Genomic DNA, 20681 nt, shown 5'->3' with positions numbered 1-20681 from the left:
TCTGTTTTCGTGAGTTTTGCTGACAGGGCCTTAACAGGGGGAAGGTGAGATGCCAAAGAAACCGTTTACTACGGAAGAAATTGTCGCTCAACGTCAACGAATCATGGATAGCGCTTCCAGTGTGATGGCGGACGTTGGTTTTCATCATTTATCGATGCGCAAGCTGGCTTCGCAGCTGGGTATGACGGCAAGTAATATTTACAACTATTTTCCGAATAAAGAATCGCTGTTTATCCATACCCGCTGTCGTGGTTTCGAGTTGGCGTTTCTCGACATCAACGAGCAACTGCGCGTGGGTTACAGCCCGCAGCAGGGGTTGCTGAGCTTTGCCAGTAATCTGGTGGTTTTTGCCCAGCGTTTTCCTGGTTACTACCAATTGATGTTCCAACCGCCGCTATTGAGCCTGGAAGAATCCGATCTTGCGGATCAGGAAGTTCAATATCAGCTGGGCAGGTTGGTTGATGAATGGCAGCAGCATGCACAAACCTTGTTGGTTGATGCCATTCCAGAGCTGGTTGATCAGCCAGACTCGCGTCAGAAGCAAATGACTTTGTTGGTTGTGGCGTCATTACATGGTCTTATCGATACTTATCGTCATCGGGCATTACCAGCGCTGGTAGCGGAAACAGAACTGATTTCTAAAGACATGGTGGCTTCTCACGTGGCCAGTCTATTGGTGTCGTTGCGCTCGAATCTTGGGGTCCAAGCCGAGCCAGCAATCCTCAGCTAGTTTTGTTCAGCAAACCGACTTCTGCCCTCGGCCGGATCATTCCGTATCCGGCTTTCTCCCTTCAAGCTGATAAACAAATGCCAGGATCTCTGCGATTACCTGATACATGCTTTCGGGTATCTCATCACCCAGATCCAGTTGGCTTAGCCAGCGCAACAAGGACGCATTTTCGTATATCGGGACTTCATGTTGAAGCGCCAGACCGATAATTGCCTGGGCTAGTTCGTCCTCACCTTTGGCACTCACTGTTGGTGCCGAATGACCGTCATAACTCAGAGCAATTGCCTCACTGGAATTGAACAGGGTGTCGGGGATACCGGCTGTTTTCGCGTTGGGATCGTGTTGCATAAGAAGAACTCAGGTATGTAAATCCACCAGGCTGGTCTGAATTTGATTACGTTGCGCCTCTGCGAGGCGGCCATGCCGTGCATTCAGTGTTTCAACCTCAACACCCAGTTGCGACAGTTTACTGCGCAGAGGCTGAAGGTGTTTGCTCAGTTCTGCCAGGGTTGCGGCCTGCGTTGACCAGAAGGTAGCTGCCATTTTGGGCAGGGTCATGTCGACCTCAACATCTAACGGACCAAGTTGTGTCAGATCGAAATGAAGGTGAATGCGCCAGCGCTGTTTTCGCTCTTTCTGATCCGTTTTTTCTTCACCTGACTGCTCTTTGAATATCTGCATCCGAACTTCACTCAATTGCTGGTCCTGTCGCACCAGCAACGGGATATTCAACTGCCACTGATCTTGTGATTGCTGCAGACGTTGACTTTGTTCCAGTTCAATTTGAGCAAGCGCTCCCTGTAACAGGCGAAAACCTTCGGGTAATCGTTCTTGCAGGGTCGCCCCGAGTTGCTGCAGATTTTGCGTTGGCTCGTTGTTGGCTGTCCGGGTTGCGTTTATCTGATTCAGCCACATTTGCAGGCTTTTACTGAGAACGGCTTTCTGATCGCTGCTTTGCAGCTGCTGCAGTTGATCTGACATCAGGCTGAGACTGTTAGAAAAAACGGTACTGTCACTGTTACCGGTGACTTTAGCCGTTGCTGTTGTCACTGCCGACTCCAGTTTTTGCTTGGTTGCGGTCAGAAGGTCACTGACGCTCTGGCTAACTGAGGTATCCGCTCGTTGAAGACCGTCTGTACGGGTTGCCTGAGTTCCCGCGGCGCTACTTTGTGAGTCCGTTTGGGATGAGTCAGTGGTTGAAGATACGGTTGTCGCAGAGGTACCAACCGTTGCGGAACCTTGCTGCCACAGCTGTCTGAATAACGTTGTAGCCGATTGCGATGTCGCGGATTTCACTGGCTGAGCAGCCACACCCGAATCAGCCGCCGTTTTAGCGGTCTGATTAACCTCCTGTGCCACCTGAACCAGTAGCTTTGTCAGTTTGGCCTCATAGCTTAAGCCACTGTTCTGAATTTGCTGCAGGCTGCCATGGGCTTTGGTAGCGCTGGTTAGTTGTGTCAGGTACTGGTTGATTTGCTGCTTTACGTCGAGTGGAACATCGGGTTTGTTCAGTAGCTGTGTGATGGTTGGCAACAATCGAAGCAGAGGAGTAGTGCGGTTGCTTTGAGTTGTTCCGGCTTGCGTATTCGCGCTGATATCGGGCTGGCTGTTACTGGGGTTACCCTTTTCATACAACGTGGCTGTGGTGCTGGCTTTGCCCGCATGATGCAGGGTCAGCGGCAGTTTCTGCGCCAGCCATTGTTTCAGATCCTGAGTGTTGAGGTCTCTGGCCAGCTTAAGCGGCTGTCCTTTCTGTTCAGATTGCAATAGCAGGGCGGCGAGACGCTTAAGATTGGCTGCAATGTCGGCATTTGAGTGGTTGCTTGCGGTCTGAGCCGATTGGTGTGCGTTCAGCAGGGGAGTATTCGTAATGGTCTGCTGTGTTTTGCTGCCATCGACAGCGATGACCCGAATCTGTTTGATCGTTTCTCTGGCTGCGGTTTCTCTGGCTGTATTTTTCGCCTCAGTTTTTTCCGTCGGTGCGGACTCTCTGTCTGTCTGCTGGGTTTGGCTGCGCAGATTGTCGTCGCCGGTTTCAGTCACTTTCGATGATTTCTGGCTGGCGATGAGCAGTTGCAGTTTGAGTTCCGCATCTTCCGGCAATGGCTGCTCACTGAGTACTTTAAACTGTCGTCCATCGGCTTCCAGCGTGATCTTATACTGGCCATCGATAGGGCGCTCATCTCCCTTAACGACGCGCGCGGTGATCGCTTGCACACGCAGCTGTGGCGACTCTGGCTGGCTGCTCAGGCGTGCAGCATTCAGGGCGTTCAGTGAAATTAACGGCAGTGCATCGGACATAATTTTGACATCGGCCAAGGTTTACTCATCTTTACCCATGTTAGTTTGCGCGCCTTCGTCCATAAAGAGCGAATTTGTATATAATGCGCGCGCTTTACTCTTTTTGCGTTTTTGCGGCGCAAAATTGTCAACTTATTCTCAGCAAACGAGGGGTCAGTATGACCGCCCCAGCCAGCTACAATATCGATTTACAGACATGCCAGCTGTATTGCGAACGCGACGATCGTGTGCTGTTTGAGGGGCTCGATCTGCAACTGAATAACGGCGAATTATTGCAGCTGGTAGGACCCAATGGTGCCGGTAAAACCACACTATTGCGATTGCTGGCCGGACTCAACCGCGATTTCAGTGGTGAAGTGCGCTGGCAAGGTAACCATCTGGCTGATGTCTACAGTGAGTATGCCCAGCAGCGTCTCTACATGGGGCATCTCTCGGCGGTTAAAAAAGCCCTGTCTCCGCTTGAGAATCTTCGTTGGTTAACGGCTGCCTGGCAGTTGCCAGACGATGATTTGTGGCAGGCGCTGGATGAGGTGCAGCTTTACGGCTACGAGCAGACTCCGTGTCAGCAATTATCCGCTGGCCAGCAACGGCGTGTTGGTTTGGCCAGACTGGCATTGGCAGAGAAAGGTGTCGGCCCAATGCCGCTCTGGATTCTTGATGAACCCTTTACCGCGCTTGATAAAGCCGGTGTTGCCTGGCTTGAAGGCCGTCTTCAGCAGCATGTTGAGAGCCAGGGGAGTGTTTTGATTACCTCCCACCACGCGTTAGAAAATATTGCGTCCCTGCGTCAGTTAGAATTAGGGAGAATTTAGCGCATGAACATCAGGTGGCTGATATGAGTCTGGTTCTGGCAACGGTAAAACGCGATTTTCTGCTGGCCGCGCGTAATCCCGGTGAATGGCTGAATCCGTTGATGTTTTTCCTCATGGTCGCTGCGCTGTTTCCTTTGGCGGTTGATCCAGATCCTGAATTTTTAGGCAAGATTGCCGGTGGGGTAATCTGGGTTGCGGCGTTATTGGCCACCTTACTGTCACTGGATGCTCTGTTTAAGGCCGATGTTGAAGATGGCTCATTGGAGCAATGGCTTGCATCGGGAGAATCGCTGTACGCGATGGCATTGGGTAAAGCGCTGGTGCACTGGTGTATCAGTGGTTTGCCACTGACGATAATGGCGCCGCTGCTTGGACTGATGCTGAACCTGCCAGGTGATGCCTATTCTGCGCTGCTGGTCAGTCTTGCGGTCGGGACCCCGGTATTGAGTTTATTAGGTGCCGTTGGCGCCGCCTTGACCGCGGGTGTTCGCAGTGGTGGTTTGTTGCTCAGCCTGTTGATTTTACCGCTTTACATTCCGGTGCTGATATTTGCCGCCAGTGCGGTTTACCACGCTGGCATCGGTATGGCTTACAATGGGCAGGTTGGTTTTCTCGGGGCGATCCTGGCGCTGGCCATGTGCCTGTCCCCCTTTGCTGTTGCGGCGGCGTTAAAGCTGAATTTATCGCGTTAATGATTTACCGGATTGGATGAGATATGTGGCAGTGGCTGGTTCGTCTTTATCATCGCCTGGGTTCGCCCAAGTGGTTTTATGAAATTACCGAGAAGTGGATTCCGTGGTTATTAGCTGTTTCCGTGATTGGTGCTGCGGTTGGTCTGGTTTGGGGACTGGCTTATGCCCCGGCGGATTATCAGCAGGGTAACAGCTTCCGGATTATCTACATTCATGTTCCAGCAGCACTGCTGGCGCAGAGCGCTTATATGATGATGGCCGTTTCTGGCGCAGTGTTCCTGATATGGCGTATGAAAATGGCGGCCTGGGTTGCTAAAACCATTGCCCCCATTGGTGCCAGTTTCTGCCTGATCGCACTGCTTACCGGTGCGATCTGGGGTAAGCCAACCTGGGGGACCTGGTGGGTTTGGGACGCTCGATTAACCTCTATGTTGTTGCTGCTGTTCTTATATTTCGGGGCAATGGCAATTCAGCAAGCGATGGAATCTGCCGAAAGTGGTCACAAAGCGGCGGCTATTTTATCTCTGGTCGGGCTGGTGAATATTCCAATCATCAAATATTCGGTGGAGTGGTGGAATACGCTGCACCAACCGGCCACCCTGAAATTGACCGAAAAGCCGAGTATGGCAGTCGAGATGTTAATTCCCTTGTTGATTATGATTGTTGCCGTGTATGCATTTTTTGCGTTGCTGGTGGTGTTGCGAACCCGCAATGAAATTCTGCTGCATGAACGCAAGCGCAGCTGGGTTAAGAAGATTCTGGAGTCCTGATGCAGTTCGACAGTATTGCTGAATTTATTGCCATGGGTGGCCATGGTTTTTATGTCTGGTTGGCCTACGGTTTAACCGCAGCCATCATTCTGTTTAACGTTATGGCGCCCGTGATCGCCCGACGTAAATTAATAAAAGAACAGAGTCAGCGTTTACGACGTGAGCGCGGCCGCTCTGCAAAAAAAAGCCAGGTGGAGAGTAATGATGCACCCTCAGCGTAAAAAACGCTTAACCCTGATTATCTTTATGGTGTTGGGCATTGGCAGTGCCGTTGGTCTGTTGATGTATTCACTCAGTCAGAACATTAATTTATTTGTAACGCCTACCCAGATTGCCAACGGCGAAGCTCAGATTGGGCGCACCATACGCGCTGGGGGGCTGGTCGTTGAAGGCTCAGTAAAACGGGATGAGGACGGTCTGGGGGTGTTATTTAAAGTGACGGATGGTGCCGCTCAAGTACCGATTTTTTATGAAGGGATATTGCCGGATTTGTTCCGTGAGGGGCAGGGCATTGTGGCATTGGGAAAGCTCGATGAACAGGGCGTATTCCAGGCATCGGAGGTGCTGGCAAAGCATGACGAAAACTACATGCCACCTGAGGTAAAGGAAGCTCTGGAGAAAGCGCACGTTGATGGCGTGCAGGCAATTAATTCGGCGAGTGAATAAGGCGTTCCCATGACAGAGTTTCAGGCTATTGCTCCTGAGTTTGGCCAACTCGCATTGATTCTGGCGCTGGTCCTGGCGGTATTTCAGGTAATCGTACCGCTGGTGGGTGTGACTGCCCGGCGGGAGTGGTTGATGGCGTATGCCAGACCGCTGGCGACTGGTCAGGCGCTGTTCCTGGTAATGAGTCTGCTGGCGCTGGCCTATGGCTTTATCATCGATGATTTTTCTGTGGCTTACGTTGCTGCAAATTCCAATACGGCACTACCGACGGCCTACAAGGTGAGTGCAGTCTGGGGGGCTCACGAAGGCTCTCTGCTATTGTGGGTTGCGATGTTGGGTTGCTGGGGCCTGGCGGTTGCCTGGTTCAGTAAATCACTGCCGTTAGTGATGGTCGCCCGGGTATTGTCCATCATGGGCATGATTTCGGTTGGTTTTATTCTGTTTACGCTGGAAACCTCAAATCCGTTTGAGCGTGTTCTACCGTCACCGCCGCGTGAAGGTGGTGATTTAAATCCGCTGTTGCAGGACTTTGGCCTGATCGTACACCCGCCAACTCTTTATATGGGTTACGTCGGTCTGTCGGTTGCGTTTGCTTTTGCTTTGGCGGCGTTAATGGGTGGTCGGCTGGATGCCGCTTGGGCACGTTGGTCTCGTCCGTGGACAGTTGCTGCCTGGATCTTTCTGACTCTGGGCATTGCTTTGGGTAGCTGGTGGGCTTACTACGAGCTTGGCTGGGGTGGTTGGTGGTTCTGGGACCCGGTTGAAAATGCGTCCCTCATGCCCTGGCTGGTTGCAACAGCATTGATTCACTCGCTCGCGGTTACTGAAAAGCGTGGTTTGTTTAAAAGCTGGACTGTGTTGCTGGCAATTTTTGCCTTTTCATTGAGCTTGCTGGGGACCTTTCTGGTGCGTTCTGGGGTGTTAACGTCGGTACACGCATTTGCATCTGACCCGGAACGAGGGGTGTTTATTCTTGCCTTGCTGGGGATTTGTGTCGGTGGTTCGTTATTGTTGTACGCCCTGAAGGCACCAACGGTTGCTTCTGTCGGGCGTTATCAGTGGATCTCTCGAGAAAGCGCCTTATTGGCTAATAATCTGGTGCTGCTGGTCGCGGCTTTTGCCATTTTGTTGGGGACGCTCTACCCCCTGATCATTGACTTTATGGATATGGGAAAAATCTCAGTGGGTGCTGCCTGGTTCAATACGATGTTTGTGCCACTATCCGTTTTACTGAGCTTTTTGATGGGGCTCGGGTCGATATCACGCTGGAAGGCAGACAGTCTGCAACGTCTGCGAAAAGAGTCGAATATCGCCTTTATCCTTGCTGTGTTCCTGGCTTTTGCAACGCCTCTGATAATGGCAAGTGACATGAACTGGCAGGTGGTTATGGGAATGGCGGTTGGCATTTGGGTAATTGCTGCCACCAAATGGGACGTGTGGAAAAAGTCCCGTGGCCAGATTTCCCGCATTCCAAAATTAGGGCTGAGCTACCTGGGTATGGTGGTGGCACATATTGGTGTTGGTATCAGTGTGATTGGTGTCACTCTGGTTGCCAATTACAGTGTTGAAAAGTCGGTGCGTTTATCTCCGGGTGAAGTCGCCGAGTTCGCTGGCTACCGTTTTGAATTTGTAGAAAGTGGTAAGATTCAGGGACCTAATTACACCTCTCAGGCAACCCGCTTTAAGGTCTACGACGGCGATACACTGGTCGATACCATGACTCCGGAAAAAAGACGCTATACCGCTCGTGGCACCGTAATGACGGAAGCTGAGATTGATGTGAATCTGTGGCGCGATGTTTATGTGTCCATGGGTGAGCCATTACAAAACGGTGCCTGGGGCATGCGATTGCAGGTAAAACCTTTTATGCGTTGGGTTTGGTTAGGAGCCATCTTTATGTCATTAGGTGGACTGCTTGCCATGATGGATAAACGTTATCGCTTGAAAAAAGGCCGCAACCAGCAGAACAAGGTCAGATCTGATGCTCAAGCCACCACGCTTCGGGAGCAAAACGCATGAATCGCGCCTTGTTATTTGTCCCTTTGGGGATTTTTATTGCTATGGGTTTCTTGTTCTGGATTGGTCTCGGTAAAGAAGATAAAGACGTGCTACCTTCGCCATTGATTGGCAAACCGTTTCCAGAATTTGCGACCAAAGCTCTGGAAAGTGGTGCAAACATATCGGCGACCAGTCTAAACGGTCAGCCGATGCTGGTTAATATCTGGGCAACCTGGTGTCCGACCTGTAAAGCTGAACATGAGTTTCTTAACACGCTGGCCAGCCAGGGTATTCGTATTATTGGCGTCAATTACAAAGATGACGACTTTAAAGCCAAGCAATGGCTCAGTGCTTACGGTAATCCATATGAGTTTAATGTTTCCGATCCGGACGGCAAGCTCGGTCTGGATTTAGGGGTCTATGGCGCGCCAGAGACCTTTCTGGTGGACAGCGAGGGGATTATCCGGGCGAAACACATTGGCGATTTAAATCCGCGGGTGTGGCGAAAACTGAAACCCAAGTTTGACGCGATGCAATAGGAGAGTGATATGAAAATGTTGTTTTTGTGTTGTTCGTTGTTTCTGAGCGCGTTGAGCTTCGCGGTGATCGAAGGTCATAAATACCCTTTTGATAACCAGCAGGATACTGAACGCTTTAATCAGTTAGCAGAAGACCTGCGCTGCCCGAAATGTCAGAACCAGAATCTGGCGGATTCTAACGCTCCGGTTGCCCGAGATATGCGTGACAAGGTTTACGAACTGTTGCAGCAAGGTAAAACCAACGATGAAGTGGTTGGTTACATGGTCGATCGTTACGGAGACTTTGTACGCTACAACCCGCCGTTTCGTGCAGATACTCTGTTGCTTTGGTACGGACCGGGAATTATTTTCGGTTTTGGTTTATTAATTATCGTTTTTATTCGCCGGAGCCATAAATCGGGTGGTAGCAAACCTTTAAGTGATGAAGAAAAAGTGCGGCTGGAAAAACTAAAAGCTGCTGCGGGCAATGAGGAAAAAGGTCAGAAATTATGATTTGGGCAATTATTCTGCTGTTATTGCCGTTATTGGTCCTACTGATTAAACCTGTCTTTTACAAGCCGGATGTTCAGGTAGTGAGCCAGAGCGAAGAAAATCTGCGTTTATATCAGGAGCGTTGTACTGAGTTAGCAAGTACTGACTTAGACGATGAAACCCGCACCGCTTTGCAGCTTGAACTCGATCGTGAATTTCTGGCCAGCGACGCCGCGGAGCAACAATTGGAGGGGACCTCCAGTAGCAAAGACCGCTGGCTCTTATCTCTTTCTTTATTAGCGGCTGCGATTGCTGCTACGTTCCTGCTCTACCAGACATGGGGGGCATCGAACGAATTGAGAGCTACCGAATTACTGCGTAAAAGCGCTACCGCTGAATTGAGCATTCTGGAAAATCGGGAACTGGCACAGCGGTTAAAGATCGCGTCTGACAATCATCCGCAGGAAATAGAATGGAAGTATTTGCGCGGACGACTGCTGAACGCTGACGGCGAATTTGCTCAGGCGGCCGATGTTTTTGCTGATATTCTGGTGGCTTTACCCGAAGAAGCAAAAGTTGATCGCGCAACCACCATGACCATGTTAGCGCAGGCACGTTTTTTTGCCGCGGATCAAAAAGCTGACGAGCAGAATTATCAACTGATTCAACAGGCTCTGGAAATAATGCCAGACAATCGCCAGGCAATCGGATTGGCTGGTATTTTTGCCTTTGAGCTGCAGGCCTATAAGCAGGCCATTGGCCATTGGCGCAGTTTGTGGATGGGGTTGCCTGCCGGCCAGGAAGCGGCCTATCTGGAACAGGGGATTCGCCGGGCGGCTGCCAAGCTTGAAGAGCAGGGTGAACAGGCGGATCTGAGTTTCCTGCAGCGGCTAGAAATTAAAGTGCTGGTTGATATCTCAGCCGCAGCGAAACAGGTGGCAACGCCAACCGATGCAGTATTCGTTCTGGCACGCGCGGTTACTGGCCCTAAGGTGCCGTTAGCGGCACAGAAAATGACCGTAGCAGATTTACCTCAGGTAGTGACGTTATCGGATGCCCAGGCCATGATGGCGGGTATGAGCATCAGTAATTATGAGCAGTTAACGCTGGTAGCTCGGTTGTCGAAATCCGGCAACCCGATTGCTCAGCCTGGAGATTGGCAGATTGAAAAATCGCCAGTGAGTAACACAGAAACCGGGTTGGTTAAGCTGTTGATCAGTGAGCGGGTGAATTAACTTCTCTTGTTGTATACGAGGCCCTCTTCGGAGGGCTTTTTTGTGCCTGTCATCGAAGGAATAGGAGGCATACACTCCTTTGCAACCGCGTCGATACCTGGCTATGCAGTAATCCCTATATTGCTGTTTGCTGCCAGTGAGTTCAGTTTTCTCTGAGTGGGTACATAATGCGGAAAGTTGTGATAAGCGGTCTGATTCAGCCAATTCTCCTGTCAGATATGACCTTTTTGTAGCGATTGACTGAGCAAACGCGTTGTCAAGGGTGACACCCCGTTCGAAATCTGTACACTTCGCGCCAATTCTCAACCAACAGTATTTTTAACTGCGAAGATTGACCCATGATCCGTGAAATTATTCGTTCGATTTATCTGAATAAGAAGAACAAAAAACGCGCCGACTTCCGCCCGAAAAACTTCTTTGAAAGCACCAAGCGTACCTTCCGTGTGGGCTTCCGTGATATCGACTTTAATATGCACATTAACAATGCCCGTTATATGGTATTTATGGAGCGTGCTCGTTGGGATCACCCGGTACAAACCGCCAGCTGGGACAAAATGCTGGGAAGTAAACTTAATTTTATCGTTGCCGGCATTGAGATGGGCTATATTCGCGAAATTCGTCTGTTTAAGACCTTTGATGTTGAAACCCGCTACGTTGGCTGGGATGACAAGTATTTCTACATCGAACAGCGTTTTGTAGCCGACGGTAAAATCCACGCTTATGGGCTGGTGAAAGCTGTATTTATGCAGCGCGGTAAACTGGCTTCACCGTCTGCTGTTGCAACCCAACTGAATATCGGCAGTCCGGAAGAGCCACTGCCTGAACATATGGAGCAATGGCAAAAAATGTCGATTGCTAAGCGCGCGTACTCTGATAACCCGAACCTGGCCAGCGTAAAGCAAGAGAAAGATCTGCTTAAGAAAAGCGCCTGATTTATCCTCAAGCTATTTAATAAAAAACGCGGCGATCTGTTACCAGACGCCGCGTTTTTTATGGGTTGTGCCATTAATTAAAGTAATAACTCAGCCCCAGCTTGATACTGTTTGCCGGAACTTTTACACCTTGTTTGGTTTCCAGTTCTGTCAGGTTCAGAGCGGCCTCTGCATGCCAGTTTCTGTTGATGTGGTATTCCGTACTGAAATTCAGTCCCACTGTATTTTTGTAATGAATGAAGTTTGGTCCGTTATAGTCGGATTTAAAATATCGTTGCTTGCGCTTAATGTCGAAATTCAGCGAAGAAATCAGGTGCCAGTTTTTATCCAGACGGTAGCCTAAGCCGGTATTGAGAATATAACCTTTGTGACTTTGGTTATTCAGCAGTGTTATACGTGCCCCAGCTTTAAGTTTTACAAACCAATGTTCGTTGACCGGAACGTCCACACCTAAGAAGGTGTTAACACTGGATGGAACCTCGGGCTGTCGGTCGTTCCTGCCACCACTGAGGTGTTGGCCTGGTGATTCTACTTCGCTGTGCCAGAATATTCGGTTTCTGTTGAACCATGGCTTACTGAGGTTGATATCCAGGGCACTCTGATCGGTGCTTGTGAGTTTAATGGATCTGTAGGTTGGTGTAGGGAAGAAAATGACTTTTCCGTAAGGAAGCCAGCTGGTGCAGATACTGCCTTTCGACTCAGCGTATACGTAACCAGACGGAGCGATAATCACATAACGAGCTCGGACAGATAACTCCATGTGATGTTCGATGCGCTTATCACATACCGATAAATTATCACCGATCCCGCTGAAATCGATCGGAATAAAATCCTCATCAAGAATCGTTACCGTCGCAGCAAAAATCTCGTCGGCTATTGCGATGCTGTTAAGAGTAAAGTCCATACCATCTTCGATATCAGGCAGTTTGATGGCGTAAACTTTTATTTTCCTTCGCATTTCCGAAGGTAATGTCTGATACGAGTCGGCTGGCAGTTTTCCTTCGGTATAAGGAACAAAATTAAGCGTGGAGTAATCAGGAAACGTTCCCGGTAGGAAATTACCAGCATGGGAGGGCAGTATCAGCAGACAGCTGATGATCAGCAATATACGGGGTAAATTGAGTAACATTTTTTAGTCCTTGTAAATGTTCATTTTTATAATAGTGCTGATACCCAGTGCTACAAAGCCGATCTTGTTGAATTTTCTGGTGGATTATTATTTTTGTGAACTGTTGGAGCTTTGCTGAATTTTATCGGCACTGTTCAGTTAGTGTTAATAAATACCAACAATAGGATTAGTAAAATACTGAAGTTCAAAGAGAGTAATAAAGAAACCGCGCTGAAAGGTTCAAGCTCTGTAAGATAGGCAATGGTAACGGCAGCGAATCGTGATTTAGCACGATTCGTCACCGGTGGTATTCCTGTTTACTTTAATAACGACCCGGACTTTTCTCTACGATCTTGTAACTCGCATGGAGGCCATGACTGTCAGTACAATTAACAAACAAAACACGATTTGAACGATGGTTATCGACTGTTGCAGTATCAGGCTGATAAAAGCCAGGGTAAAGAATGGTTGCAGTAGTTGCAGTTGACTGATGCGACCAACGCCAGCTTGCGCTAATGCCTGATACCAGAACTTAAATCCCCATAACTGGCTGAATAACGCCAAATACATCAGTGCGGCAAAAGGCTGCCAGTCTACCGGGCGACGCAATTGTTCTGCTTCTAGTGCCCAGCTATAGCCCCAGGCCAGTGCCGACAGCGGCAGATAAATAACCAGAGTCCAGCAAATGGTTTGCCAGCCACCAATGATTTTGGCAGCTTTTGCTCCGGCACTGTAGCCGATGCCGCCGAGTAGCAATGTCAATAACAGCAATCCAAGGTGTTGCACTTCAAACTGAGGGAGTTGGCCCAGGTTAGTCACGACATAGAGCCCCAGCAGACCGCATCCCAAAGCGGATAGGGCCCAAAATTGAATGCCATTGCGTTCGCCATGCATAATGCTGGCAAATAGCGATGTCACCAGTGGCAGGCCGGCCAAGACAACGCCCATATCGGCTGCAGGAATGTGTGTAAGACTGATGCTCAAAGCATAAGGGAATCCAGCAATAACCCCGACACCCGCCAGCAGTAGCCAAGGAATAACGCGCCTTTCAGGGAAGTTCCAACCACTGATGTTTACAACAAACCAGGCTAATACCCCTGCAATCATGGCACGGCTGGCGGCAATAAATTCAGGACTGAAGGCCGTTAACGCCATCTGCGTCGCAGGCACGGTCAGAGAGAACAAGACAACGGCAAATAATGCATGACTGGCAGCACTGGCCTTTTTATCACAGCCACGGGTAGGCAGGTGGGATAAGCGGATATTATTCAATAAGCCTGTATTGTTCATAAGAGCCTCCTTTGGTCTGTAATAACTGTCAGAACAACGGGGCATAGTGTGAAACAGTTACGCTGTTGGCGGCAGCATCACAGTTGTGGAGAAGCAGCGGTACAGTTTCATGATTTTATACAACTGTACTGATTAAGATGGATTAAACTGTACTGATTGCCAGTACAGTTTTCTGGCTAAGATACCCGGCTTAGATATTGTTTGTTCAGACAGGAAACAACCATGTTGCAGCGTCAGGCTGACCAGCCCTTATATATCCAACTTGCCGACCAGATCGCCGAGGACATCCGCGTTGGCGTATATGCCGCGGGCAGTAAGGTACCCAGCGTTCGCAAGTTGGCGAATCAGCGTGGTGTCAGTATCTCAACGGTTACTCAGGCTTACGCCTGGCTGGAAGATCAGGGCTGGATTACGGCAAAGCCCCAATCCGGCTACTTTGTGCGCTCTGATACCGTACCGGACTTCTCAAACATTCCGCCGCTATCGCAGGGCGATGAACCGAAGGATGTTACTAAGGCAGAGTTCATCAATCTGATGCTGGCGCAGATAAATCGCCCGGCTACGGTGAATCTTGGAGCGGCGATTCCCCACATCAGTTGGCTACCACAACGCGTGTTGCAAACCCACATTCAGAAAGTCAGCCGCTTCCAAACGGCCGATGTAATGGATTATATGTTTTCACCGGGTTTGGAAGACCTGCGATCACAGATCGCAGTGCGGATGCGTGATGTCGGTGTGCGCAGTACGGCTGATGATATTGTCGTCACACACGGTTGTGCAGAAGCGCTGACACTCTGCCTGAGGGCCGTGACAGAACCGGGGGATCTGGTTGCGGTTGAGTCACCTTGTTATTACGGCTTCCTGCAAATTGCCAACATGCTGGGACTAAAAATCATTGAGATACCTACCGATCCACAGCATGGCATCAGTATCGACGCGCTGAAACTGGCGTTGCAGCAATGGCCAATCAAGGCCATTGAGGTGAGCAGTCGATACGCCAATCCTACCGGTTCAAGTATTCCACCGGCGAATCAGAAACAGCTCGTGGAATTGGCCAGCAAATACCAGGTACCGGTGATTGAGGATGATATCTATGGCGATATTGGATTTCCGACACCTCGAAGTCATTTCCAACCACTGAACTCGGTACTGAAAACCTACGATAAAGATGGTTGGGTCTTGTATTGTTCGTCTTTTTCTAAAACAGTCGCTGCCGGTTTGCGGGTTGGTTGGTGCATTCCAGGGAAATGGCGAAAGAAAGTGATGGAGCGCCAGACTTTTACCACTTTTTCAGCTGCCAGTTTATCGCAATACGCGATGTTATCTTACTTACAGAATGGTCATTATGACCGTCATTTGCGCCAGTTCCGGGCAAAAGCAGCGGCTAATATGCAGCGCTTTGTGCAGGCCGTTCGCCAGTATTTCCCTGAGGGAACGAAAATTAACGAACCTGCTGGCGGTTTCATATTGTGGTTAAGCTTGCCGGCTGGTACCAGTGCGATGGATCTGCACTACCGGGCGCTGGAGCACTCAATTGTCATCGTGCCAGGAGATTTATTTTCTAACACGGAGCATTTTTCTAATTATCTGCGTCTCAGTACAGCAGTTCCCTGGACTGATGAAATTGAGCAGGCAATCAAGCAATTGGGTCAGCTGGTCGCCGATCAGAAAAAATGTTCTCCAGCGCTTTAAATTGATTCAAAAACGGGGGGCTTCCGCCGGGGTCAGAATATTATTTTGCCGTAAGCTACTTGGATATCTTTGCTGTGACTTTATACTGTTTGGGTTCTATTTCCCTTAGGGATCACTTACTTCACGGATGTACGTTATGCGACTGATTATTCTCGTCTTATTATTGTGGTTACCAGCGTTGGTTCAGGCCAAGCCATATGATTTCCACCAATGTGGTGTCAATCGCGATGAGGCGATGACCAACCTGGCAACGGCATTGGTCGCTGATATCAGTTCACGTACGCGGCAGAAAATTACCAGTCGCCGCTTTCTTGGTATCGATTTGTCCAGTCGCGATGATCAGCATGAGCAGGAGGTCAGTACCACTCTGAAACTCACCGGCGTTAAAGTTGAGCGGGAAAATAAACAATACTGTGCTTATCTGAACCGCGATGATTTGTTACAGAGTGCCAAAAATTACTATCAGCAATCTCGTAATTATCAGATAAAAAACCTGCCGCAGCAGGTGCGTCCGCGAATCGATACGCTTGAACAATGGTTGCAAGATCTTGAACAGATTCGGTTACTCGGGATCTTATTCGCCTCTGAATTTCCCCAAGGTTGGCAAAAGAAGCTGCAGCGTCAGGTAAAAACACTGACAGACGAGCGCTCCGGGCTGCACCCGCAAGCGATTACAATTCGGGTTAATAACAAACGCAGCAAAATCTATTTGGCGGGTAAAATAATTCAGTCCGGTGAGGACCGTTACCTGCCGATTGGCGATTATCAATATCGTGTAACGACACCGGGTTTTTGTGAGGTGTCCGGAGAAGTAACACTGGATAGCCGTAGCGACGAGAAAGTTCAGATCGATCTGGATGATTATCGCTTACCCATGATGCAACTGGGTACGAATAAACCCAAGCAGGTTCAGTTAATGGTGGACGGTAAACGTCGTCAGGCTGGCGAGAGCTTTACCATTGAGCGTTGTGATGGGGAAATCAGCGTGGTGGCAACGTTCCGCGACGGTCGTACACAAAGCGAAGACCGCAGTTACAGACTCGAGCCCGGCGCTGATATAGAAGATTATTTCCGCTTTTACAGTGCTCGGGATCTGCGCGATCTGCAACAGCTGGCCGACCAGTTTAGCAGTGGCAGCCGTCTGGAAATTAAATACGGGTATTCCTACGTACCGGACGAGGTTGAGACGGTTGCAACTGATGAATTTGACGGCCTGCATCAGACGCGGATAAATTATTTATTTATGAATAAATGGCTGCGCCACGGCCCCGGTATTATGGTTGCTCAGGCAAAAGGTAAATACAGCGGCGATATTCTCTACAACCTTGGCTTACAATTGACGAATGTTGGCAAAGGCCAACCTCTGCATATTTATGGAACAGTGGCGTTTGTACCTTTTATTAATATGCAGCTGGGGGTGGGTTATCACGAATATGCCAGTGAAGATGGCGAGCGATTTATTCATAATTTTCCGGAAAAAGCCGAAGATGAGGACGAAGATTTTGCTCGGGATTTCCTGGTCGCCCGTTTAGGTGGTGGTCTGGATATCAGCTTGTCGAAATGGGTTGGAATCCAATTGTTTGCTGATCAGTCTTTTACTCAGGAAAAAACAGCTCAGGCCGGAATTGGTTTAACATTGAAAATGCCGTGATACATCTTCGCTTCAGTGTATTCAAAAAAAGCGCCGTAGTGAAAACTAACGGCGCTTTTTTATCGCTGCAATGCCACCAATATTAGTTGTTAGCGTGTAGCTCATTATTCAGCTCAATGGCTGTTTTGTTGGTCACACATTGCAGTGCCCCTGTGATGGAGTCGCGGCGGAACAACAGGTCCGATTTACCCGCCAGGTCTCGTGCTTTCACGGTTTCAACCACGGCTTTGTTGTCGTCCAGAACCTGAATTTTGCTGCCCGCTGTAATATACAGACCAGCTTCCACAGTACAACGATCGCCCAGAGGGATACCAATACCCGCGTTGGCACCCAGCAGACACTTCTCGCCCACAGAGATAATGATGTTGCCGCCGCCAGACAATGTGCCCATGGTGGAACAGCCACCACCCAGATCCGAGCCGTCACCCACTACAACGCCTGCAGAGATTCGGCCTTCAATCATAGAGACACCCATGGTGCCGGCATTAAAGTTCACAAAACCTTCATGCATGATGGTGGTGCCTTCACCGATGTAAGCGCCCAGACGAACACGAGCGGTGTGTGCGATACGAACGCCAGCAGGTACCACGTAGTCGGTCATTCGTGGGAACTTGTCAACGCTGTTTACGCTCAGCAGTTCGCCGTTCAGACGAGCTTGCAGTTGTGCTTGTGGCAGTTCAGCCAGATCGATAGCACCCTGGTTAGTCCAGGCAACATTTGGCAGCAGGCCGAACATACCAGATAGATCAACGCCGTGTGGCTTAACCAGGCGATGGGACAGCAAGTGAAGCTTTAGATAGACTTCTGGTGTCGTAGACGATTGTTCATCTTTTTCCAGAACGGTGATAACTACTGGCTTCTGGCTTTCAGTACAGGCACGGGCCAGGGCGGCTTGTGCGGCGTCGGCTCCTTCGATAGCGTCAGCAAACGCGGTCAGCTCACCGCCATCGGCTTCGATTGCCTGGTTGCCACCTTCGTAGCCCAGTGTTTCTTTAGCCGCTGCAACCAACTCTGCTGCGGGGTTTAACAGTGGCTGCTGATAAAAAACTTCTAACCATTCTCCGCTGCTGTTTTTAGTACCAACGCCGATGGCCAGGGCAAATGTGCTCATTATATATCCTCAAATAAAATACGTGATTCTTGTTAATTGATTGCTTCGCAGGCCAGTTATTCAACTGAACAGCTGCTGATATTCCTCGGCCTTAAACCCCAGTACTTTCTGGGAGCCGGTATCCAGTAGTGGACGCTTGATGATGGACTGGTTATCCAGCATCACGGTTCTCGCACTATCAAGGTCAATATTGTCTTTTACGTCTTCTGGTAGCTTACGCCAGGTGGTACCACGTTTGTTGACCAGCGCTTCAAAGCCCAATTCGGTCAGCCAGCTGTCCAGCTGTGCTTCACTTAAACCGTCTTTTTTGTAGTCATGAAACTGATAGTCAACGCCGTTTTCTTCAAGCCACTTACGGGCCTTCTTTATGGTGTCGCAGTTCTTTATGCCGTACATGGTGATCAAGGCGTATGTCCTCTAAAACTGTGCGGATTTCAATGTGCAAAACGGCGGCTATATTAGCAGAAGACCGGGGAGGTGTTTAGCGTGTTGCTACTGTGTCCCATTTTCGGCATTCGCTTGCCATTCACCCTGGTAAGTAATGGCTTCCTGCGCGAGCGTAGACACGGTCAAACCGATTGTCTGGTTTATTAGTAAATCAGGTTGCTAGTTGCAAGAATGCCTGGCGGACACAGGAAATTGTTCTAGCGTTAAACCAGTATTCAAGGATTGCCATTATGGAATATTTACGAAACGCCAATGTTAAGCAAAAGCTACTGCTACTGTTGATTGCCCCTCTTAGTGCCTTGATTGTGTTTGAAGGGTTGAATATTCAGCGTCATTATCAGGATTTGAATTCCATGAGTTCTGTCGTTGACTTGGCTGAGTTGTCTGGAATTAACAGTCAGTTGGCGCATGAACTGCAAAAAGAGCGCGGGATGTCGGCCGGTTATCTCGGAAGTGGCGGTCGCAAGTGGGGGGGCGAACTGAACGAGCAGCGCCTGCTTACTGATCAGTTATTGCATCAATGGCGCAACTGGGTCGCAAGGCATCAATATGACCGGCATTCTAAAGTGCTTGGGGAAATTCAGGCTGTCGAGCATAAGACCAAGGAACTCAGCTCTATCCGTCGTCAGATTACGCAACAATCCATCCCTTTGGCGCAGGTTTTAACCTTTTACACCGCAAATATTCGTCATCTGTTAAGTGTCCCTGCGTGGGCTACCCGCTACACCACTGATGGTGAAATGTCACGCCGATTACAGGCGTATTATAACTTTCTTCAGGGCAAAGAACGTTCTGGTATTGAACGTGCCGTATTGAGTAATACTTTCGCACAGGATGCATTTACCGGTAACTTATATTCCCGCTATTTGCAGTTAGTTATCTCTCAGGATACTTTTTTTTCGAGTTATTTATTATTTGCCGGCGACGAAAGTGCGCAACATTTTCGTACTTTTCTGAAAGGCCCGGAGCAGCAGGCGGTTGAGCGTTTTCGTCGTATTGCCAACGAGAATTTTCGTGAAGGCCGGTTTAATACCGATCCATCACAATGGTTCGCTGCGGCAACACAACGAATCAATCAGCTGAAGCAATTGGAAGATGCATTTAAAGACTCGATGGTGAGTTATGGCAGAGAGTCGATGAATAATTTAAAAGCCAGATTATCGACATCTATTATTTTGTCGTCCGGTATTCTGATTTTCTCTTTTGCGCTGGCATTTTGGTTGGCGCGGCTCATGTATCGCCAGGTTCAGGAACTGTCGCGTGTTATGTCACTGGCCGGAAATCAGCTAAAGCTGGATAGTCGTTGTCAGGTTTATATGAGAGATGAATTGGGTCAGACGGCCGATACGTTAAACAGCATGTTGGCAAATATCTCGACACTGGTAGGTAGCCTGGATAGGACGTCGCAACAGCTTGAGCTGATTTCGATTCAAAACCATTGCACAGTGTCATTGAGCAGCAAAGGCATGCAGGTTCAGAAGGAACAAACGGAGAAGGTCGTGGTTGGCGTTGGCCAGCTTGAGCAGGCCACGCGGGAGATTGCTGCCAACATCCAGACGGTTGCTGATCATACCTGTCAGGCTAACGAGGTGACTCAACGTAGTGGCGAGGTGGTTATTCAAAGTGTGTCGCACATTACCAACCTTAACGATCATATGGGGCAGGTGTCATCAACCATTCGAGAGTTGCATGAGAGCAGTGGTGCCATTGCTGATGTTCTGAATGTTATTAAGAGCATTGCTGAACAAACGAACTTGCTGGCGTTAAATGCCGCGATTGAAGCGGCCCGGGCCGGTGAGCAAGGGCGGGGTTTTGCTGTCGTTGCTGACGAAGTCAGGACACTGGCGCAACGTACTCAGGAATCAACGGCCGAAATTGAAAGCATCGTGGGCAAATTTCAGAGCGAATCAGAGGCGGCTTTCCGAGCCGTCGAGCAATCGCAGCATGCGGTGGGAGAAACCGTATCTATGTCTGGTGAACTTGAACAGGCATTGGTATCGATCCAGTCGGCAATTGGAGATATTCAGCATCTTTCTGATCAGGTTGCCGCTGCCGCAGAAGAACAGGTCGCTACCAATCAGGAACTTGCCAGTGCCATGCGGGAAATCGATAGCATTGCTGAACGTACGGTCGCGACGTCTGACTTTATGCGTAAGACGTCGCAAGAACAGAGAACCCTGGCAAAAGAGTTGAACAAGCAGGCTGACCGTTTCGATTTAGGTTTGGTCTGAAGACA

General features: G+C 49.4%; 20 protein-coding genes. 14 read left to right on the top strand and 6 right to left on the bottom strand.

Annotated features, from left to right (window positions below; all coding sequences use genetic code 11):
* Nucleotides 1-49 precede the first annotated feature (49 nt).
* Nucleotides 50-730, top strand: a complete 681-nt coding sequence (locus MK185_06955) for a TetR/AcrR family transcriptional regulator (GenBank protein ID MCH2040355.1) — start codon at nt 50-52, stop codon at nt 728-730.
* Between the two features lie 36 nt (nt 731-766).
* On the opposite strand, the gene MK185_06950 is transcribed toward MK185_06955, so the two are convergent.
* Entirely contained in the window at nt 767-1078 is a 312-nt protein-coding gene (locus MK185_06950; protein ID MCH2040354.1) for an EscU/YscU/HrcU family type III secretion system export apparatus switch protein, read from the bottom strand.
* A 9-nt stretch (nt 1079-1087) separates the two neighbouring features.
* The gene (locus MK185_06945) at nt 1088-3049 is read right to left on the bottom strand and encodes a flagellar hook-length control protein FliK (protein MCH2040353.1); all 1962 of its coding nucleotides are present in this window, start codon (nt 3047-3049) and stop codon (nt 1088-1090) included.
* Between the two features lie 140 nt (nt 3050-3189).
* On the opposite strand from MK185_06945, the gene ccmA reads away from it, so the two are divergent.
* From ccmA to MK185_06895, 10 genes are all read left to right on the top strand, one after another.
* A complete protein-coding gene (ccmA, locus tag MK185_06940) occupies nt 3190-3843 on the top strand; it encodes a cytochrome c biogenesis heme-transporting ATPase CcmA (GenBank protein MCH2040352.1) in 654 nt (217 codons plus the stop codon).
* 23 nt (nt 3844-3866) lie between these two features.
* Complete coding sequence (gene ccmB, locus MK185_06935) at nt 3867-4535, top strand: heme exporter protein CcmB (protein ID MCH2040351.1); 669 nt, start codon at nt 3867-3869, stop codon at nt 4533-4535.
* A gap of 23 nt (nt 4536-4558) precedes the next feature.
* Nucleotides 4559-5305: a heme ABC transporter permease gene (locus tag MK185_06930; GenBank protein MCH2040350.1), complete on the top strand. Its 747-nt coding sequence runs from the start codon at nt 4559-4561 to the stop codon at nt 5303-5305.
* On the top strand, nt 5305-5526 hold the full coding sequence (gene ccmD, locus MK185_06925; GenBank protein MCH2040349.1) for a heme exporter protein CcmD: 222 nt from the start codon (nt 5305-5307) through the stop codon (nt 5524-5526). The genes MK185_06930 and ccmD overlap by 1 nt, the downstream gene beginning before the upstream one ends.
* Entirely contained in the window at nt 5510-5971 is a 462-nt protein-coding gene (gene ccmE / locus MK185_06920; protein MCH2040348.1) for a cytochrome c maturation protein CcmE, read from the top strand. The genes ccmD and ccmE overlap by 17 nt, the downstream gene beginning before the upstream one ends.
* Before the next feature lie 9 nt (nt 5972-5980).
* Complete coding sequence (locus MK185_06915) at nt 5981-7990, top strand: heme lyase CcmF/NrfE family subunit (GenBank protein MCH2040347.1); 2010 nt, start codon at nt 5981-5983, stop codon at nt 7988-7990.
* On the top strand, nt 7987-8508 hold the full coding sequence (locus tag MK185_06910; protein MCH2040346.1) for a DsbE family thiol:disulfide interchange protein: 522 nt from the start codon (nt 7987-7989) through the stop codon (nt 8506-8508). Before MK185_06915 ends, MK185_06910 begins: the two co-directional genes overlap by 4 nt.
* 9 nt (nt 8509-8517) lie before the next feature.
* On the top strand, nt 8518-9000 hold the full coding sequence (locus MK185_06905; protein ID MCH2040345.1) for a cytochrome c-type biogenesis protein CcmH: 483 nt from the start codon (nt 8518-8520) through the stop codon (nt 8998-9000).
* Nucleotides 8997-10214, top strand: a complete 1218-nt coding sequence (ccmI, locus tag MK185_06900) for a c-type cytochrome biogenesis protein CcmI (protein MCH2040344.1) — start codon at nt 8997-8999, stop codon at nt 10212-10214. The genes MK185_06905 and ccmI overlap by 4 nt, the downstream gene beginning before the upstream one ends.
* A 338-nt stretch (nt 10215-10552) precedes the next feature.
* Entirely contained in the window at nt 10553-11146 is a 594-nt protein-coding gene (locus tag MK185_06895) for a thioesterase family protein (GenBank protein ID MCH2040343.1), read from the top strand.
* A 73-nt stretch (nt 11147-11219) separates the two neighbouring features.
* On the opposite strand, the gene MK185_06890 is transcribed toward MK185_06895, so the two are convergent.
* On the bottom strand, nt 11220-12275 hold the full coding sequence (locus MK185_06890) for a hypothetical protein (GenBank protein MCH2040342.1): 1056 nt from the start codon (nt 12273-12275) through the stop codon (nt 11220-11222).
* A gap of 324 nt (nt 12276-12599) precedes the next feature.
* The gene (locus MK185_06885; GenBank protein MCH2040341.1) at nt 12600-13544 is read right to left on the bottom strand and encodes a DMT family transporter; all 945 of its coding nucleotides are present in this window, start codon (nt 13542-13544) and stop codon (nt 12600-12602) included.
* A 222-nt stretch (nt 13545-13766) separates the two neighbouring features.
* Between MK185_06885 and MK185_06880 the strand changes: the two genes are divergently transcribed.
* Together MK185_06880 and MK185_06875 are read left to right on the top strand one after the other, a co-directional pair.
* Nucleotides 13767-15236: a PLP-dependent aminotransferase family protein gene (locus tag MK185_06880; GenBank protein MCH2040340.1), complete on the top strand. Its 1470-nt coding sequence runs from the start codon at nt 13767-13769 to the stop codon at nt 15234-15236.
* 136 nt (nt 15237-15372) lie between these two features.
* Nucleotides 15373-16887 carry a hypothetical protein gene (locus MK185_06875; GenBank protein MCH2040339.1) on the top strand — a complete coding sequence of 505 codons (1515 nt, stop codon included), beginning with the start codon at nt 15373-15375 and terminating at the stop codon, nt 16885-16887.
* Nucleotides 16888-16969: 82 nt separating this feature from the next.
* Here MK185_06875 and dapD read toward each other — a convergent pair whose 3' ends face one another.
* Together dapD and MK185_06865 are read right to left on the bottom strand one after the other, a co-directional pair.
* Nucleotides 16970-17998, bottom strand: a complete 1029-nt coding sequence (dapD, locus tag MK185_06870) for a 2,3,4,5-tetrahydropyridine-2,6-dicarboxylate N-succinyltransferase (protein MCH2040338.1) — start codon at nt 17996-17998, stop codon at nt 16970-16972.
* A gap of 60 nt (nt 17999-18058) precedes the next feature.
* Nucleotides 18059-18403 carry an ArsC family reductase gene (locus MK185_06865; protein MCH2040337.1) on the bottom strand — a complete coding sequence of 115 codons (345 nt, stop codon included), beginning with the start codon at nt 18401-18403 and terminating at the stop codon, nt 18059-18061.
* A 272-nt stretch (nt 18404-18675) separates the two neighbouring features.
* Here MK185_06865 and MK185_06860 point away from each other — a divergent pair, with 272 nt between their 5' ends.
* Complete coding sequence (locus MK185_06860) at nt 18676-20676, top strand: methyl-accepting chemotaxis protein (GenBank protein ID MCH2040336.1); 2001 nt, start codon at nt 18676-18678, stop codon at nt 20674-20676.
* The last annotated feature ends 5 nt before the right edge of the window (nt 20677-20681 follow it).

The organism is Saccharospirillaceae bacterium, assembly GCA_022448365.1.
GTDB lineage: Bacteria > Pseudomonadota > Gammaproteobacteria > Pseudomonadales > Oceanobacteraceae > Bacterioplanoides.
This window is presented reverse-complemented; position numbering and strand designations above follow the sequence as displayed.